An 18,285-nucleotide genomic window follows, 5' to 3' on the forward strand; every position below is an offset into this window, starting at 1 on the left:
TTTTAACTCTTCATCAAGGATCGTGTATGACTCATTTCCTGTTGCGCTCAGCGATCAGCTTAGCCCTTATGACTCTCGCCAACGCAGCCTATGCAGATACAGCGCCAACACCGTTCTTGACGCCAGATATCCCACAGTCTTTTGTCGCACCAAAGCTTGGTTACAACTACGAAAAAAGAGTGGTGATGATACCGATGCGGGATGGCGTCAAGCTGTACACAGTGATTGTGGTTCCGAAAGGTGCCAAGAATGCGCCAATTTTGCTGACTCGCACGCCCTACAATGCTGCCAAGAAAGCTGCGCGTGAAGATAGCCCGAACATGTTGGCCGCCATGCCGCCAAGTGATGATGTGTTTGTGGCCGGTGGCTATATTCGCGTGTTTCAAGATGTACGCGGCAAGCATGGCTCCGAAGGCGATTACGTAATGACCCGACCGCTACGCGGCGTGTTGAATTCCAGCACGGTAGACCATTCCACTGATGCCTATGACACGATCGATTACCTGGTAAAAAATATTCCGGAATCGAACGGTAAAGTCGGCATGATAGGTTCATCCTACGAAGGCTTTACCGTAGTAATGGCTCTCATCCATCCTCATCCGGCACTGAAAGTCGCTGCGCCTGAAAGCCCAATGGTAGATGGCTGGATGGGTGATGACTGGTTTCATCATGGCGCGTTCCGGCAAACTAATTTTGATTACATCGCCGGCCAAACCACGGCCAGAGGTGAGGGTAAATCTATCGCTCGCCAGGGCAGCGATGATTATGAAAATTTCCGTCGCGCCGGATCAGCAGGTGCATACGCAACAGCAGCTGGCTTAAATCAATTACCGTTCTGGTTGAAACTCTCTGAGCATCCGGGCTACGACCAATATTGGCAAGAGCAAGCGCTTGATAAGATCATGGCGCGTCAGCCATTAACTGTGCCAACCATGTGGCTGCAAGGACTATGGGACCAGGAAGATATGTGGGGCGCAATCCACTCTTATTTTGCAACCGAGCCTAAAGATACCGCCAACGATAAAAACTTCCTCGTCATGGGCCCTTGGCGGCATAGCGGCGTCAACTTCGACGGTTCTACTTTAGGCCCGCTTAAATTTGACGGAGACACCGCGCTGCAATTCAGGCGTGACGTGCTGCGACCTTTCTTTGACCAGTATCTGAAGGATGGCGCACCGAAGGCCAACACACCGCCGGTTTTCATTTACAACACGGGTGAAAATCATTGGGATCGTCTCAAGGCCTGGCCACTTTCATGCGAAGTCAATTGTGAGTTTAAGTCTAAACCTATCTATCTGACGGCGGGCGGTACGTTGTCGTTTACGGCGCCGACTGAAACACATGGCGCTGCGGCTTTTGATGAATATATTTCAGATCCAGCCAAGCCAGTCCCTTACTTAGCGCGTCCGGTGCGCTTTGCCGATTCCAATGCCTGGAAACAGTGGCTAGTTACCGATCAGCGTGCTTTTACTGATCGTACCGATGTGCTGAGCTATAGCACCGAACCGCTGACTGCGCCGGTAAAAATCAGCGGTACGCCGATGGTGAACCTGGTCGCGTCCACGAGTGGTACCGACAGCGATTGGGTCGTGAAATTGATCGACGTATTTCCCGACAGCGTAGCTGATCAGCCGAGTATGGGCGGTTATGAACTTGCGGTTGGTATGGATATTTTCCGGGGTCGTTATCGCGAAAGTTTTACCAACCCTAAGGCCATCACGCCGAATAAACCACTGACTTATAAATTCATTTTACCAAGCGCCAATCACACTTTTTTGCCAGGCCATCGGATCATGGTACAAGTCCAGTCCAGCTGGTTCCCACTGTATGACCGCAATCCGCAAACCTTCGTACCTAACATCTTCTTCGCTAATCCAAGCGATTATGTGAAGGCGACTCAACGTATTTATCATGCGCAAAATTCGGCGAGCTATATTTCGTTGCCGGTTGCGCCTGTACAGTAAGGGAGCTTGCTTAAAGTAGGGGGGGCGTATCTTAACTATTCCCCCTCAAATATTTTGGAGCACAGCAGCTTAGTATTCCTGCAATCCGTGCTCTAGCATGACCGCTTTTTGAAGGTTTAAAATAGTTTTATCCTTCTGCATTTGCACTAATACCTTGGTCAACTGAGGTATTAGTGCGGCATGTTTTTTATTTAAATAGTGAAACACAGGGAACGTTGCGAGTGGCGGTTCGAGGATTGTTATTTCTGGTAAGTTAAGCTCTTTCAGTACGGCTAAACCCGATAATCGATTAGCGATGACCACATCAGAACGCGCTAACATCATTTTTAAAAATGCCTGGCGCAGCGTGGCGGCTACTTCTATTTTCATTCCTGCCGTGTTTTGCTCAATGATTTTAATACTCTTCACAAAACCCAGCGTGTAAGGGCGTAAACTTTCCCAACCATTGACGACAAATTTTGTACTACGCGTGAAAATCACGATTTCATATTTTAATAATTCCACCGGCACAATCAGCAGATTAGGATAATCCTTTTCCATATAAAGTTTGCGATAAAGCTCGCCATCCACTTCACCATCATTCGCACTTTGCAATGACCGCTCCCCGGGGAGTCTGGTAAGTTTCATTTTAATGTTTAATCTTCGATATGCCTCAGCCATTACTTGTTCAGCAATACTGGTCGCGGGATCTTGTTCCAGTAAAGTTGAAATTTGCAGGCTGGTTTTTTCCTGAGCAAGTCCTGGCAAAGTTGCCAAGAAAGGCAACGCTGCCAGTTTAAATAACGTGCGGCGTCGCATATACTTCCTTTTTTCATGAACATGAAAAACATCAGCTTGGACCGTTAAGTAAAATAGCAAAAATTCATCACAATATTGAACAACTATCGTCTGATTGAATCTGCAGATCTAATTAATATTAGATCAAAAAAATTTAATATTCGCTCAATTAGTGAACTTGATTCTTATTTGACATCACGCAATTTGAACCTTCTGCTATCCTTAGAAAATAGCGATAACTAGCTGTCATCTGAATGTACTGAACGTAGCTATTTAATTGATTAAACAGTAATTAATAATAATTTTTTCACAAATTATTTTTATCGCACATAGGTAATATGTTTCTTTTTTTATTTACAATGCGAAACTAACTGATTAAATAATTAGCGTTAAAATTTAATTTTCAAACTGATTGGGTCTTAACATGGATACAGATACTGACACTGTATTTGCTCATGTACGCGATGAGCGCTCAGATACGGAAGTTGAAATAGCTGTGAATCGTGGGCTGGCAGTAGCCTTATTGGAAGGCCCTCTGGAAGGGCTGAAAATAATGCAAGCGGCTGGAGTACCAAATGAAATTTGCGCACGCGTGCTAAACAGCACAACAAGACGGCGCGCTTCCGACTGGCATTAATATACTGCCGCGGTGATGTGGGTGCTTTGAGCCAGGCTCAGCAAAATTGGTTGTTGGTATAAATATCAACAATTAATTAAGCGCTAACTTCCAATTTAATGATTCAGCCTAGCCAGCGAAGCTTTGGCGTTTCTGGATTATTTTCTCAACCGTAAATAGCGTAACTAAAAGTGAGAACAGCATTTGTTTTGATGCGGATAATCTCACAGGTGAACTAGTTAACCTGTGATTCAGTGCTGAAATACGTAGTCTAGAAAATTTTGCGGGAATAGTCGTTCGGAAAGTAAAAAAGCACTGATTAAAAATCAGTGCTTTTTTACTGTATCTGGTCGGTGGGTCGGAATCGCATCGATAGATATAGCACTTATAAATCAACGATGTAGCCATATGGGAAAAGTAAGATACCGTCAAAAAATTTTCCTCCTCTATTTTTATTGCACTAAGCAAACACTATAGCTGACCACTGACCTCCCGACCACCCTAAAAAAATCAGTCACTGGCTTTGCAGCGAGCGCGAATTGACCCATGTAATAAAAGTGCGAGAAAGAACCTAAACTTAAGTTTTATTGGGCAAGATGAGTATTTGCATGAATCTGACCACTCTTTTGCAGCTTAAACATGCCACCTTTATACATATCAAAACTGCTGGTGTTTTGCATTAGACATTAACGCCACTAATAAGGCAGCGTGGGCTCTACCACAGGTATACCAAAGTTCTGGCGTGATATCACATAACCATTCTGTTAATCGCAGTAAAAGTGATATCTCATCAGTTTTGAGTGATTGACAAGCAAGCTCTAATAGCCATTCGCCAACAAATTTGGACCAGCCCGCTAATTCCTGATGTGCAGCTGCAGCTGTAAGACCGATCCAGAGAGTATCAACTGGAGATATAAAGCGTGATGGTCCGAATAACGATCCCCGAGCCAGTAATTTTAATTCTTCAGCGAGATCTGGACTCCTTGTTACCGCAGCAACAGTAGCTAGACCGTTCAAGACCAGTTGCATTTGCTCCTTATCTTCTGACAGTTTGATTTGGTGCTTGACAGCACGTAAGGCTGCAATCGCCAGTTGAGCATGACTGGAGGTTAATTTGAATAACAGTGCGGAATTCACAAGAGCTGCAAACGACTTTGGTTCAAGAACTTCATCTTGTAGACGATCTTTAATTGCTCGCAGTATATCCTCGGGAGGATCATTTTGGGGTGTAATGCTACCCTCTAATGGACCAGGCAGAAATGGGAATGGCACTTCCAATAAGGACCGTAAACTACCGTCGGTTGTATTGAATAAGGGACCATATAACGATGTAGGCTGCAACCGTGATTCGTTTTTGTTTGCTGCATCGATAATTCGACCAATGCACTCTGCTTTTAATTGATCTGGCGCTAAATGGTGCGGGTACCAGCGTGGCTCAATTCGGAGATCCGACATTGTTTGTAAATAAAAAAGCATTCCCCTATATTCCCAGGTATGTTTGGCAAACATTTCAATATTCAAAGGTCTCCCGATAAGAGTACGTTCAATTAGCGATGCTTGTGCAATTGAGGCCAGTCGTCTCCAAAAGGGTGGTTTTCCTTTCAATATCTTTGTGCGAGCAAGTTCACCTTCGACCATTGCAATTAAGCTTGATAAAAGGTTGAAGCGGCTATTTAGGTCATTCGCATCATCATTGTGAATTTCTGCGATAAGTTTATTGAGGTATGCCTCAATACATGGTCGTTGATCCACTATTGTAAGACCCAGTTCAATTGCTCCAATCTGGGAAATTCTATCGCCACTATTGACTAACCAAACATATACTTTGACTAGATCTTCGTCAGTTAGTGAATCAATGCATATTCGCAGTGCACTTGAAGAATGAGAGGACAATAATAAGGCAAGTAAAAAACCTTCACAGGCGTTCCATGATAAAAGTTGATTAATATGATCACTTAGGCCTTCAGCGGCATAGTCAATAATGTTTGTTGACTGCCGGCATTCACCAACTAAACGTTCAAAATATTTTTCCGAGTGTGGTACAAGGGAAGAGAAATCAATTTCAGCCTCATTCATAGCAGAAGTAATTGTTGCTGCAACGGTGATTGGAATGGCTGAAAAATTGCTCATGAATTTGTCTAATTCGTTATCATCAAGAGCACGCGACTCAAGAATGACACGCCATTTTTCTGCTTCTACTCCATAGAAATTAATTTCTTCAGACATTCGCTTAAAACGGCTTACTCTATCGCTTTGTATCGGGGATAGTGGGGAAAAATCTGGCAAAATAATTCGTTGATTATTTCCCGTGATGATGATTACACGCTCATCTCCGTCCTGGATGAGGTCTAGTTGTAATTCATTACCATTTATGTCATTGAGGGTTGGTCGGGCGTTGCTATCTTCAAGCATTTCTCTAATGCATGGGAATAGGCTAGATCTTCGAACAGAAATGCCGTTTTTTGCAAAAATAAATGTTGGATCTGCTTTTAATGCGTATTGATCACGAAAGGCAGAATCTGAGATGAGTGAATCTACAATTGATGATGGAAAAAGTTTTAGTATAGTTTGATCAAAAATTACTTCTTGATTTACAGGGTTATCCATTAGTCACCTCACTGAGTTCATTCACGTGTGTTGTGTTATTAATGATGCTTTTAACCCTCTCAATCAGACACGAATAAACGTCTGGACGCTCATCGCGAAGCCTGAACAGAATACGACTATCAAGCCAGTTGAAATACTTTTTTCTAGTTGGTCCCGACATTTCTGTTGTGACCAATAACCCTAGAATTTGTAAGTAGTATGTTCGATCTGCAATTTGAAGATCACTGTCAATTTCAAGGCAATGGGCCCAGCCTCTGGCATCCAAAATAATAAGCAACCAATCGGACTTAGCAGCTGCGATTTCTTCGTCGATTTCCTCACTCCATTGTTTTTTTAACGTGGACATAAGAGTTTGCATGATTCCATCAAGCCATGCTGTTTCCTTTGGAAGTTTTAAAAAAGACGACATGCAAATTCGTAATAGATTCTCTCGAATTGCTTTTAGCTCTGCTGATTCAATGATATGGCCATTCTTGGTTTCAGCAAGGCTCAAATGGTGATGTAGTTCGGATGTCGTTATTGGTATTGCAAAATAGCAAGCCAATCTGACTTTTGTTCGAATATCAAAATGACGCGCTTGATCAAGCTTGCCGCGAGAATGAAGAAGATCAACCAGGTCTAACGTTGTTAAAATTGGGGTAATGTAAGTTCCGTCAGAAATATTCTGATGCTGATTGAAATATCTGTCATCAATAATTAATGCGTCTACATCTTTGGCAGCTGTAAATATTTCCATTGATGGGTGATGCCTAAAATTTAACTCATCATTTTCCTGGTCAGCGTGGTAATTGATGTGGTGAATTTCTGGTACAGGTGCAAGTTTTACTCGGCCTGACTTGATACCAATAGCAACAAAAGAGCGCACGTCCTCGATAATTCTTGTAACCTCTGAAGTCAGCTGATCGTAGTTTAAAAGTGCGTCAATTTCTTCCACTTCTCTATTTGAAATGTAAACACTTAAACCGGAATTCTCTAATTTTTCAAGAATACCAATATGCTGAAGATACGTAATGGACAAGTCATCTAAATATATATTTGCATTGTCCGATAGCTCTGGCTGTTGCGGCCAATCATTCTCATGCAGACTAAGATAGGATCGAGCATGTGTATCCTCGGCTACTGTCAAGAGTCCCTTTTGTTTTAATTTGTTTACTACCGCAAGACAACTACAAAGACAGGAGCTATATGTGGAAAGATCGGCCACTTCCGTCATCAGCGAGTTAATACGATAAACTGGATTTGAGCGGATCACGAATTTATTTGCCCCGCTTGTAGGTACATTGTCCATTGCCTCGCTAATAAATGAGGCTAAATCTTCTCCAATATCAGTAATTAGGTCCGCAGTTGGTTTTTGGTATTTCTTAAATTGTTTTAGCGTTCCGTTCGCAAGCAATCCTCTTAAAATACGTGCATTTTTTATTCTGTTTGGTTGATGAAAAGATACATTTCTTTTTTCTTCAAATAGCCAGCCCATCGTCGAATGTGGAATAATTATGTGGTCAAACGCCTCACTGACGGTGTTAAGCACTTTCATTGTGCCCATGGTTAATAAGGATGGGGCATCTATTGCAATACATTGAATATTCGATTGTTGTACCGGCTGTCGAGCACCACTGTAAGCAGGAATAATTATGCGTGTTCTCGGGTCACGCGCGGAAAGATTTGTCAGCGCAGGTACAAGAAAAATATCGATTAACGATCTTTGGAGAAAACGGGCAGCAAGAAAAATTGGAATTTCTCCGCTGGTTAATTTTTCTAGAGCATTATTTACCTGCTGATCCCATTCAGGTTTTCTTTCAAGTAATTCTTGCAGTGACATACGACGTACCGGGCCATTGTCACCTGAGAGATCAATTGCCTTTTGCAGCCATTGGCCAACTTCTATATTGTCTTCACATCCTGCACTAGTGGCTAGATTATATGAAGCCATGAGGATTGTAGCGTTATCCTGTCCTTTAGCCGCAGCAGCAAGCATTAGGTCTTTTGCACGAGGAGCGTTGATATAATGCGCTAATTGTGCGGTACCCATTAACTCGTTTGCATTTCTTTCGCTACGGCGAGTCCATTCTTCCTCTACATAGTGGGCTAAGGATTCCCAATCCCCTGATGTAATAGCAAGATTTATTCGTAATTTCCGATCATTTGGATGATCACGTTGAGTTCTTAGTAGTGCAAGTGCTTGGGCAGATTCATTTAATAAGCCTTCGCGATATAACGTCCAAGACCATAACGTTTGGAGGTTTTCTGACTGTGATAAAAATTCGGGATACTCTCTAAGGAATGACGCTAATTCAATGTAACGATTTTCTTCGCTAAGTGCTAATGCAAGATCCTCAGCATTTATTAATGCGCGTGTTTTGGCAAATAAACGAGCCCCGTAATCGCACAAATTTTTCCAATCTTGTTGCTCCTTAAGAAAATATACTAGGCTAACAAGATCACTGATCAGCCCGGATTTTTCAAATTGCATCCTTCTGCTCTCGGTTGGATTATCTTCTTTTGCCACCGAAATTATTCTTCTAAGAGTATTTTGTTCTTCTTCAGATATTCCTTCTTGAGAAAGCGTTTCTAACCGGTTTTCTGCAAGTTGAAATTGCCCAGATCCCGAAAGTAAATTAATTTCGACTTGATTGAATGACTGAGGTATTACAAATTTTTTGAGGTGCTCTCGATATTGATGAAAGTATTCTGCCGCAGATTTCTTATTTTCTTGGGCGAATACAAGTGCGAATCGAGCCATTACTCCATCAAACGATTCCTCACCTGTGAGAGCCATACAGCGATCAATTTGTTTTTCCACTTCAGCTACATCTAACTGAATTCCAAATTTCAATGCAAATGGAACATATCGAAGGGAATCTCTTTGGTCGCGTAACTTAGTATGTAATGCAATCAGTGCAGCCTGCCCGTCGTTTGGGTCACGTAATTTTAACCACAGCGCATAGTCTGCTGACATATTTGCTACGTCGATACAATTGAGGTTACGTGCTTCGGTTTCACATCTTGAAAACAGATCAATAGCATTTTTTATCAATCTCAGTGACTGTGCGTCTGAGGCAAGAGGAAATGAGTCTACGTCAAATGGTATTTGCTGCAAAACGACAATACGCAATTCTTCTGGAATAACCTGAATTAAATTTGTTATTGCAGCCAAATGTAGAAGAACCGGGGTAAATTCATAATCGTCTTTGTCCAACGATTCGACATGTTCACATGCGATTTTCCATCGTCTCAGATTAAACAACAGTATGATAAGTTGAGATTTTCCATCTGGATCTAAATCAGCAATCGTCAGACCAGCATTTGCTAGCCAATCAATAACGTCAGCTTCATTTTTGTGCTGGATTGCTACATATAGGGAAGCGGATCGTGCGTGCGATGAAGGAATTATGGCGAGCTTATTTAATGCGCTGCCCAAATCGCCACGTGCTGAGATGATGAAAGCATCTGCAATCGCGACTTCCTCACTATTACCTAATTGTTGCGCTAACTGTAAATATTTCTCAGATTGGGAAATATCAGTTTCTCTTGATAGGATTCTAGAACACCATGACAAGGCAATACTTCTAATGCTGTCTGATCCGCATTCAAACTCCCCTGTGCTTACCTGTTCCGCGAATCTCTTTGCGTAGTCTTGAGAATCAAATCCACCAAAATTTCTGGCTCTTCGCAGACTTAATAAATTTTTCTGGATTTCGTCATCGATGAGTTTACTTGGGAATTTTCGTGCTATCGATATGCTTGAGCTATTTTGTGCTTGCTGTAGTTTTTCCCCTAAAAGTCGGGCTGTTTTTTCGCCCTGTTCTAGCAAGGAGTGCGTTAAACCTGAGAAATTATTTTCGACTAAAGACCCGATATTTTGTGTTGATGTAATCAACGTTTCAAGTTTTACACTTTGGTGTGCGATGGAATTTTCTATTGTCGTTCTTCGATGATTGGTATTAGAAGGGGTGTTGATAAAGCGAAGTATATGGGTATATACCTCTGACTTTGGTGTGGATGGCTTACAGATCGTAATATGATTCGCGTCGATCGGAATTGAGCGTGTTAATAATCCAGGATCGCCGCTTTCTGGTTTTACGATCATCCCCAAAATCTTGGTTGTTTGACTCTCAATGAGTATTAAATGTGAAACGGTATACTCAGCAGACCACTCCCGATACCAGATATTTAAATCACGTAATGCTGGAGCATTGCAGAGCAAACTGGCTGTAGCTGCCGATGGCCGGATGAAAATTCGAAGTCGATCAACCCATGTAGCTTGATCCGAACCAAGATGAGGTGTCGCAATAAACGCGATACGACGCACTCTTTTTACAAAACTATCCGCTTCAAACCGTTGAAATCCCATACTTTCGGCAGTCCGTAGCATCTGCTTAATGATCAAACCACCCATGCTGTGGCCAATCAAAATAATTTCACCGTTCTTCAAATTGGGTTCGGCAAGAATTAGTTCAAGAATATTTGTCGCTCGCTCAGTAAAGTGCATCGCCTCCCCACGCCAGCGCGATATTGCTGCATGGTATCCAATAGACCAAACCGTCAAATCTGTAATATCTTTTTCGAGCCACTTTGGCCAGAATTTCTTTTTCGAATTTTGCGAAGCACCCCAAGATTCATACGGATCTCCGTTGAGACCGTGTAAAAATATCACATGAGAATTTTTTTCATGATGATTTTTTGAAATTTTAATTAGATCGGCCAAATTTTTCCCCAGTTATATCCGTTTTTCCAGCAACTTAAAGTGTTATGTTTTTATACCAAAATCGGATTTTTCATTTATTTAGTTGCGGTAATTCATATAAAATTACTCAATTATTATGGTTGTAGCATATGTGAAAGTACGATTAATTCGATGGCTCTGTTCATATTTTGATCCCCATTTTTACTAGGCCATTTAAAAGAGCCGCTTCACATGGTAGCGGTCTTTGAACTTAATTTATTGAAGTTTTACAACCCCACGCTGATAAAACATTCATTTATTCAATCTGTTTGATGCATCAATCCATCCAGCTAGCTACGTCAGAATAAAAAGCAAGGTTCACGAAAGTGCAGCTGCAAGTTCAAGGCACTGCGAATTCTTGGAAACCAACACTAAGTGAACCTAGGCTTTAATCGGCATTACTATTTGGTATTGGCAGCGTGATTGCTGTCCGCCTTCAATTCATCCAATGTCTGATAAGCATCGACGATTTTTTCATCCAGGAATTTGAGCTGTTCAGTCGCGTGACTATATCCTGCCCGGAATAAGATGCGTGAAATACGGTCACTGCAAAGGCCTTCCAGAGCAAGATGATCGAGCACTTCAAAAATGGCCGAAAAATCGCTGACTATGTCACGTGCCTGTGTATAAGCGTCTATCGTGTCGACGGCGAGGTGGGTAATAAGTGGGGGACTTTGTTGCGCGTGTATCTGATCGGTGCTGGTCATGGTGCGTTCCTTCCAGTTCAGTTTGAACGCCACCCGCTATTAAACGGGTGGGCGGCAAATAGCAGGTTGAGAGACTGGCGCAATAGTCAAAACCAGCAGCCCGGAGGCTCCTGTTACTGCCGCCCAGTGAATAGGCGCGACAGCATACACACGTAAAAAAACGGCATCGCCGTTTTGTGCGGACTATTGCAATTTCAGGCTCTCATACCTGTTTCCCTTTTTTCTCAGGGAAGCCTTAAGTATCAGTTAATGCGGTGTATAGCGTCAAGCATTTTTGATAATGAAGCGGAAGCAGAATTCATTTAAATGATCAGGACTTAGGTATCATCATTTGATTCGGTAACTTGAGGGAAAAGCAAATGGGCACGGATGCAAATGGCCTAACTACACTCGAGCGAGCTAGGCTACCAGACTCATCATGGAATTAAAAAGATAGGCTACTGTGTGAATACAGTAGCTCGGAAATGAAAAAGCACTGAATTAAAATTCAGTGCTTTTTTACTTCTTGCACCCAGCTTGATCGGTGAAGGGAATTTACCCACCAAAGCTGGCCGATTTCTGAGTGGGTTTGGATGGGGCTAAACAGGACTGTTTAGTCTAGAGTGGTAATAGTGGGCTGGATAACTATGGCGGTGGCTATGTTGACCAATGCATCCAATGAGAACCGCGACACACGACCACGCAATAAATCATTCATGCGGGGCTGTGTTACATCGCATTGCTTGGCGGCCTCTCAGTTTGCGGCCATGTTTTGTCGTTAACGATAGTTTCTATTTGTTGCATCAATTCTGATCGGGTGCGCAGATTGGCTGCTTGCTCTGTATTGTTTGCTAGAGCATCCCAGACGCTGGCATAGGTATTTTATCGTTGTTATGGTTAGTATCACTATTTGTAGTAGATCTAAGTGGCTGCAAGTTCTGCCAATATCTCAGGATGAAGTTGAGCTATGGTGATCAACGTTTGTGCCGCCCCAGACGGCTTACGCCTACCTTGCTCCCATTCCTGCAACGTGCGGACGGACACGCCTAACAGCTTTGCAAACAGACTTTGTGATAAGCCCGTTTGCAAGCGCACCTCTGCTACAGGCGTGATAACGATGGCTTTTCCTTGACCAGTCAGCATTTCATTGATTGACTGCTCTAACTCGGCGGCGATATCCCGCGAACTTTCCCAGGCCACTAATTCTTTATCGCTCATAGGCTTTTTCGATGGCATTTTTCATTCCCTTTAATTTTTCACCTGCTACTGAATCAAGCTCATTTTTAGCATACAGAAAAAGTAAAACGATTTCTCCATGCGCCAAACGATTAAAATAAATCACCCTTACCCCGCCAGATTTACCGCTACCCTCTCGACTCCAGCGTACTTTTCGTACACCTCCCGAACCTTGTACCACATCGCCAGCTTGCGGGTTATGTGCCAGCCACACGGCAAATTCTCCCCGCTCTTCTTCCGTCCAATAATGCGGCCATAATCGCTGAAATGTCGGTGTCTCGATAATTGTATGCATTTTGTTATTATACGTCAAAGACGTAATATTACAATTGCGCTTTCGATGTTTGACAAAGAAAACCCCCTCACGCTTAGTTTCAGATAGTGCGGCCCGTCCAAAACAAGGTTAGATTGATATTTACGATGCGCTGATTGCAGTGGAATAAGATGGTTTAATGTTTGTAGGCGAAACCAGGCCAATCATTGAATACACAAAGTAGGCTGCGCTGTAGAAACTACCGCTCGGAAATGAAAAAGCACTGATTAAAAATCAGTGCTTTTTTACTTTATCTGGTACCTCGGGCCGGAATCGAACCGGCACTCCCTTCGGAACTGGATTTTGAATCCAGCGCGTCTACCAATTCCGCCACCGAGGCATATTTGTAACTTAAAACAGCTATTGGTAGTTAGCTGAGTTCGGATTCTATAAAAAACTTTACAAGCTTTTTATTTTATTTATTGTGATTGAATCTCAATAAATTTCAGACATTCCGTCTTTTAAATCCTACGCGTTGAACCTTTAAGCCATCTCGGCAACGCATGTCGCTATTATGATACAGCCGGAAATTTGGCGCAAGTAATTTTTAGTGAAAATGTGAGATTGTTGGCATTTGAGGGGTATTATTGAAGGTTCACCGATTCAATAATGTTGCTGAATTACGACTCCAGCATTCCCCTCCGAATTTCTCTTCCTCTCGACTTAATTATTTTTAAATAACATAAATCGTTCTGATTTATCTGCAGCGCGATGTCCTTCCCAAATTGCTTCACTATCTGGATAGTTCAGGGGTTTTGGTGCGTGGCGGTGAGCCAGGAAATAATCGCATTTTTGCAGATTGAAGTCGGCAAAATGGATGTTGCCAAAGTAGGCAAAGGACGCACGTTGAGCTGGGTTGATGTTGGTGTCAACGCAGTTGTATTGTGGCGGTAAATGTGCGGCAATTTCTTTTGCTAACGGCTGGTAACTGACGCGATAATCTATCCATGGCATCCATAGCGTCATGCTGAGCAACCAACAAAGAATGACACCGCTGCTGGATAAAACAACGGCGCGCCATAGCACTTTAGGGCTGCGGGAAATGCGCCAGTGAACCAGCTTGAGCCAGGCGCCGGTTGAGATCAGCGCGATGATGAACGCGAGGGGATTCAATTGTGCCGTAAAGCCGGGCACGGTTTTAAACACGTTGTGGTGGAGTTGTTCCGGCCATCCGGTTTGCATGGCGATCCAGCTTAGCCAGATGAATAGCGCAAACATGCTAAATACGATAACTGAAAACCAATCTACGGCATTAATTGCGCCGCGCTTCATGGTGGGCAGACCAAACGCGGCCAGTATTGCAAGCGGCGGTATGAGTGGAATTAAACTGCTTTGTTCTGCGTAGGGGCTGCAAAACGCCAATGCAACTAAAGCGAGTAAAAAACTCAGTGGCAATGCGATGTGTAATGCGGCGGTTTGCTTGCGCCATGCGTACACGGCCCAACTGGCAAACGGCCACGCTGGCCAGGTAAACCAGGCGCTGTATTTGATGAAATAGTGCAGGCTGGTGTAGCTTGGGCGGAAAAATTCTTGCTTGTTCCATTGCATCCATGCGGCGTACGGCGAGCTATTAAATGGAAGAGCAAATTTGCAGCTCAGCAACCAGATTGAGGTGACAGCAAGCGCCGCGGGAAAAGTGATTAAGGCGAGATACGTTAATAATCGTTTGTAGCGAAATCCGGCCAGCAATAAGCAGGTTGTCCAAAGCGTTAGCGGAATTAACCAGCCACGCGTAAGGATCAGTAGCCCAAGTGCGATTCCTAAAATGAGGGCGTATTTACCCGCTGAGGCAGGTCGTTCAGCGTCAATATCAAACAAGCGGATAGCAATGTACAACACAAATGCTACCAGTGATATTTGGAGCGCGACTGGGCCAGTTAAATGGCTTTGAATCAGCAAGCCTAAACTACCCAAATAAATTAATAGTGCGCCATCGGCTAAGGTACGGCCAAAATCTTGCGGTTCTGGTTGTCCACCAAAAGCGAGTTGTAATGGTTGCGCTTCTTGCCGGCGACCTAGTACATAAGTAGCGTACCAAACCGATGCTGCGCCAAGTGCGAAGAATAAGACGCTGGAGAATCGTGCGGCGGCATCGTCTCCGATTAGCCAGCCAAATAATTTAATGCACAACGCACCTATCCAGAAGCTAAGTGGGCCTTCTTCCGGCATGGGTAAGCCGACGATGTGCGGCCATAACCAGTCTTGCCAACTACCGTGCGCCATGGTCCACATAATGCCGAAGCTAGTGGCGTCACCGCCGATTTTCCAAGGATCGCGACCGATTAAGCCGGGCAATATATACAGCAGACATAATGCAAATAACCCTATACGAGGGAGAGCTAAAGTGGCTGAGGCAGGTAGGCGGACTGGCTTCATCAATGTTCGATTCGAGGTGATTCGTGGTGCTTAAGTGCAAGAGCAATGAATTTACGCTTTTGTAGCTACGTTGGCAATAAAAAAAGCAGCCGTAGCTGCTTTTTTATAATACATTCCGTGCAGCGATTAAAATTAATCACCAGTTGCGGCTGTTTTTGAACCAACAGTACCGAACTTTTTACGGAATTTATCAACACGACCAGCAGTGTCAACAATTTTGTGTTTACCAGTGTAAAAAGGGTGCGATTCCGCTGAAACCTCAATTTTTACCAATGGATAAGTTTTGCCTTCAAATTCAATCGTGTCACGTGTGTTGATTGTTGAACGTGTGATGAATTTGAAATCGATCGACATATCTTGAAATACAACTTCGCGATAGTTTGGGTGAATACCATCTCTCATAATAACCTCTGAATAAAGTTTGGCAGCCAATAACCACTTCGTCGGTCGCCCTGCTTCTTGACCCGATTGATTGTCACTTACCTGGATTAAATGCCGCTACAGTGTGTAGTGCAGCGGCGCATTATACCTCAAACGTATTAACGACGCATCATCTCAAAAAACTCGGCGTTGTTCTTGGTGCCCTTCATTTTATCCAAAATGAATTCCATCGCTTCGATCTCATCCATGCTGTATAGCAATTTACGCAATACCCAGATTTTTTGTAGTTGATCAGGCTTAATCAGCAATTCTTCGCGACGTGTGCCGGATTTATTCAGGTTAATCGCCGGGTAAGTGCGTTTTTCAGCCAAACGGCGTTCCAGATGCACTTCCATATTGCCGGTACCTTTGAATTCTTCAAAGATCACGTCATCCATACGGCTACCGGTTTCGATCAGGGCTGTTGCAATAATGGTCAGCGAACCGCCTTCTTCTACGTTACGTGCTGCACCGAAGAAGCGTTTTGGACGTTGCAGTGCATTGGCATCCACACCACCGGTTAATACTTTGCCGGAAGCAGGGATAACGGTGTTGTAAGCGCGAGCTAAACGGGTGATCGAATCAAGCAAAATCACGACGTCTTTTTTCATTTCGACTAAGCGTTTTGCTTTTTCCAGCACCATTTCAGCAACTTGCACGTGGCGTGTAGCTGGTTCATCAAAGGTTGAAGCAACGACTTCGCCGCGTACTGAGCGCTGCATTTCGGTTACTTCTTCTGGACGTTCGTCGATCAGCAAAACGATCAACGTAATGTCGGGATGATTGGCGGTAATGGCGTGGGCAATGTGTTGCAACATCACTGACTTACCGGATTTTGGTGAGGCGACTAACAAGCCGCGCTGACCTTTACCGATCGGTGCGATCAAATCGATGATGCGGCCAGTGGTGTTTTCTTCGCCGCGCATATCGCGTTCCAGCAGAAGAGGTTTATTCGGGTGTAACGGCGTTAAATTTTCAAACAGGATGCGGTGTTTAGATGCTTCCGGTGATTCGCCGTTAACTTTGTCTACTTTGACTAAAGCAAAGTAGCGTTCGCCGTCTTTAGGGGTGCGAACTTCACCTTCAATCGAATCGCCGGTATGTAAATTGAAGCGGCGAATTTGTGAAGGGGAGATATAAATGTCGTCGGTGGACGCCATGTAACTGGCATCCGGCGAGCGCAAAAAGCCGAACCCGTCGGGTAAAACTTCGAGTGCGCCGTCGCCAAAAATTTGTTCGCCTTGCTTGGCGCGTTTTTTAAGGATGGCAAACATTAATTCTTGTTTGCGCATACGTGCTGCGTTGTCAATGTCGAGGCCAATTGCCATTTCTAGCAGGGCGGAGACGTGTAACGCCTTTAATTCAGATAAATGCATGTTGAGTGTCCCGAGATGGGAATAAAGGTGGGGGGAGGTGAACTACGTGGTGTGAAAAAATAAATAAATTAAGCAATGGTTTTTGCTCTAAATTCGTTTCGCTAAAAGTGCTCATTACGCAGTAAAACTTGAGGGCGTTACCGCGTTATGTTGAAACTGAGTGAGCACTTTAAGCTAGTCTAATTATATGTTGCTGTCAATAAATGTGGTCAATTGACCTTTGGCTAAAGCGCCTACTTTTTGAGCAGCTGCAACGCCGTTTTTAAATAAGATCAATGTCGGAATACCGCGCACGCCGAATTTAGCCGGCGTTTCTTGGTTGGAGTCGACATCCATCTTGGCAATAATAACTTTGCCGCCGTATTCTTTAGCCACTTCTTCCAGAATTGGCGCGATCATTTTACAAGGGCCGCACCACTCTGCCCAGAAATCAACCAATACAGGTTTGTCGGATTTTAATACATCAATTTCGAAAGATGCATCAGTAATGTGTTTGATATTTTCGCTCATGGATTTCTCAACAGAGGGGAATTAAAAAAAGTGGGTGGTGTAACGGTAACATCTACCTGTCATCTCTGTAGCGTGACTGCCCTGATTATTTATAGTGATCTGGGGTGAGGGAATGAAGTTATTGCTACGAACGTTCATTTCGCTACGAGGTGTGTTTTGAGGTAGGGAAAACGCATAATACTCCATTTTTATGAAATGTGTGAATAGCTAGATAATTTTATTTAGGCAAAGGTTGATTGGGGTTCGTATTCAATCAATAGGTAGTGTGTTGTTGATGTTTAATCAAAAGTTCACTATGAGCGGCGTAGCCTGAATTTGAGGGTGTTTTTTATGATTTTTCGCATGGAATCGAGCTTTTTCATATACTGCCCATGTTTTTTGAAAAAACTTAACGTATCCAATGGTTATTCTATTGATGTAAAAATCACTTTTAGACAGTATATATAATGCTTAATGCACTTACTTCGCTATAGCTTGAATCATGAATTTATATGCCAGAGTATGCTGAAATGTAATTCGGTTTGATTTTTTTGCTGATTTTTAAGGACGTAAGCGTCATTTTAATGCGATGTCAGTCTGAGTAGCCATAGTCGGTTGTAGGCGATTACATCGTATGCTGTTCAGGTTCAGCGTGTTGTTGGATTTTTAATATGAGTGACTGTTTGTATAGATTTCTCGCAT

General features: G+C 43.4%; 13 protein-coding genes and 1 tRNA gene. 2 read left to right on the forward strand and 12 right to left on the reverse strand.

What is annotated here, in order from left to right:
* Positions 1 to 26: 26 nt before the first annotated feature.
* Positions 27 to 1,964, forward strand: a complete 1,938-nt coding sequence (locus S2091_RS16070; protein WP_105532966.1) for a CocE/NonD family hydrolase — start codon at positions 27 to 29, stop codon at positions 1,962 to 1,964.
* Between the two features lie 69 nt (positions 1,965 to 2,033).
* On the opposite strand, the gene S2091_RS16075 is transcribed toward S2091_RS16070, so the two are convergent.
* Positions 2,034 to 2,822, reverse strand: a complete 789-nt coding sequence (locus S2091_RS16075) for a substrate-binding periplasmic protein (protein ID WP_243405458.1) — start codon at positions 2,820 to 2,822, stop codon at positions 2,034 to 2,036.
* Between the two features lie 343 nt (positions 2,823 to 3,165).
* Here S2091_RS16075 and S2091_RS16080 point away from each other — a divergent pair, with 343 nt between their 5' ends.
* A complete protein-coding gene (locus S2091_RS16080; protein ID WP_105532968.1) occupies positions 3,166 to 3,378 on the forward strand; it encodes a hypothetical protein in 213 nt (70 codons plus the stop codon).
* Between the two features lie 636 nt (positions 3,379 to 4,014).
* Here the strand turns inward: S2091_RS16080 and S2091_RS16085 are convergent.
* From S2091_RS16085 to trxA, 11 genes are all read right to left on the reverse strand, one after another.
* Positions 4,015 to 5,964 (reverse strand): hypothetical protein, encoded by a 1,950-nt coding sequence (locus S2091_RS16085; protein ID WP_105532969.1) that lies wholly within the window; start codon positions 5,962 to 5,964, stop codon positions 4,015 to 4,017.
* Positions 5,957 to 10,669, reverse strand: a complete 4,713-nt coding sequence (locus S2091_RS16090) for an esterase/lipase family protein (protein WP_165795005.1) — start codon at positions 10,667 to 10,669, stop codon at positions 5,957 to 5,959. The genes S2091_RS16085 and S2091_RS16090 overlap by 8 nt, the downstream gene beginning before the upstream one ends.
* Positions 10,670 to 11,088: 419 nt before the next feature.
* On the reverse strand, positions 11,089 to 11,394 hold the full coding sequence (locus S2091_RS16095; protein WP_105532971.1) for a hypothetical protein: 306 nt from the start codon (positions 11,392 to 11,394) through the stop codon (positions 11,089 to 11,091).
* A gap of 592 nt (positions 11,395 to 11,986) precedes the next feature.
* Positions 11,987 to 12,091 (reverse strand): hypothetical protein, encoded by a 105-nt coding sequence (locus tag S2091_RS24725; RefSeq protein ID WP_341477005.1) that lies wholly within the window; start codon positions 12,089 to 12,091, stop codon positions 11,987 to 11,989.
* Between the two features lie 203 nt (positions 12,092 to 12,294).
* Positions 12,295 to 12,591, reverse strand: a complete 297-nt coding sequence (locus tag S2091_RS16105; RefSeq protein WP_243405459.1) for a helix-turn-helix domain-containing protein — start codon at positions 12,589 to 12,591, stop codon at positions 12,295 to 12,297.
* Positions 12,581 to 12,904, reverse strand: a complete 324-nt coding sequence (locus tag S2091_RS16110) for a type II toxin-antitoxin system RelE/ParE family toxin (protein ID WP_105532973.1) — start codon at positions 12,902 to 12,904, stop codon at positions 12,581 to 12,583. The genes S2091_RS16105 and S2091_RS16110 overlap by 11 nt, the downstream gene beginning before the upstream one ends.
* A 273-nt stretch (positions 12,905 to 13,177) precedes the next feature.
* Positions 13,178 to 13,262 (reverse strand) — tRNA-Leu (locus tag S2091_RS16115).
* Between the two features lie 323 nt (positions 13,263 to 13,585).
* Complete coding sequence (locus S2091_RS16120; RefSeq protein WP_105532974.1) at positions 13,586 to 15,298, reverse strand: ArnT family glycosyltransferase; 1,713 nt, start codon at positions 15,296 to 15,298, stop codon at positions 13,586 to 13,588.
* A 132-nt stretch (positions 15,299 to 15,430) separates the two neighbouring features.
* The gene (locus S2091_RS16125; protein ID WP_105532975.1) at positions 15,431 to 15,700 is read right to left on the reverse strand and encodes a type B 50S ribosomal protein L31; all 270 of its coding nucleotides are present in this window, start codon (positions 15,698 to 15,700) and stop codon (positions 15,431 to 15,433) included.
* 137 nt (positions 15,701 to 15,837) lie between these two features.
* The gene (gene rho, locus S2091_RS16130) at positions 15,838 to 17,094 is read right to left on the reverse strand and encodes a transcription termination factor Rho (protein ID WP_105532976.1); all 1,257 of its coding nucleotides are present in this window, start codon (positions 17,092 to 17,094) and stop codon (positions 15,838 to 15,840) included.
* Positions 17,095 to 17,277: 183 nt separating this feature from the next.
* Positions 17,278 to 17,604 (reverse strand): thioredoxin TrxA, encoded by a 327-nt coding sequence (gene trxA / locus S2091_RS16135; protein ID WP_105532977.1) that lies wholly within the window; start codon positions 17,602 to 17,604, stop codon positions 17,278 to 17,280.
* Between the last annotated feature and the right edge of the window lie 681 nt (positions 17,605 to 18,285).

Source organism: Solimicrobium silvestre (assembly GCF_002976435.1).
Lineage (GTDB): Bacteria > Pseudomonadota > Gammaproteobacteria > Burkholderiales > Burkholderiaceae_D > Solimicrobium > Solimicrobium silvestre.

Excerpts from the sequence above, each read along its gene's own strand:
- S2091_RS16080 (WP_105532968.1), top strand. The coding sequence starts at position 3,166 with ATGGATACAGATACTGACACTGTATTTGCTCATGTACGCGATGAGCGC.
- S2091_RS16110 (WP_105532973.1), bottom strand. The coding sequence starts at position 12,904 with ATGCATACAATTATCGAGACACCGACATTTCAGCGATTATGGCCGCAT.
- S2091_RS24725 (WP_341477005.1), bottom strand. The coding sequence starts at position 12,091 with ATGAATGATTTATTGCGTGGTCGTGTGTCGCGGTTCTCATTGGATGCA.
- S2091_RS16070 (WP_105532966.1), top strand. The coding sequence starts at position 27 with ATGACTCATTTCCTGTTGCGCTCAGCGATCAGCTTAGCCCTTATGACT.
- S2091_RS16120 (WP_105532974.1), bottom strand. The coding sequence starts at position 15,298 with ATGAAGCCAGTCCGCCTACCTGCCTCAGCCACTTTAGCTCTCCCTCGT.
- trxA (WP_105532977.1), bottom strand. The coding sequence starts at position 17,604 with ATGAGCGAAAATATCAAACACATTACTGATGCATCTTTCGAAATTGAT.
- S2091_RS16105 (WP_243405459.1), bottom strand. The coding sequence starts at position 12,591 with ATGAGCGATAAAGAATTAGTGGCCTGGGAAAGTTCGCGGGATATCGCC.
- rho (WP_105532976.1), bottom strand. The coding sequence starts at position 17,094 with ATGCATTTATCTGAATTAAAGGCGTTACACGTCTCCGCCCTGCTAGAA.
- S2091_RS16085 (WP_105532969.1), bottom strand. The coding sequence starts at position 5,964 with ATGGATAACCCTGTAAATCAAGAAGTAATTTTTGATCAAACTATACTA.
- S2091_RS16125 (WP_105532975.1), bottom strand. The coding sequence starts at position 15,700 with ATGAGAGATGGTATTCACCCAAACTATCGCGAAGTTGTATTTCAAGAT.
- S2091_RS16095 (WP_105532971.1), bottom strand. The coding sequence starts at position 11,394 with ATGACCAGCACCGATCAGATACACGCGCAACAAAGTCCCCCACTTATT.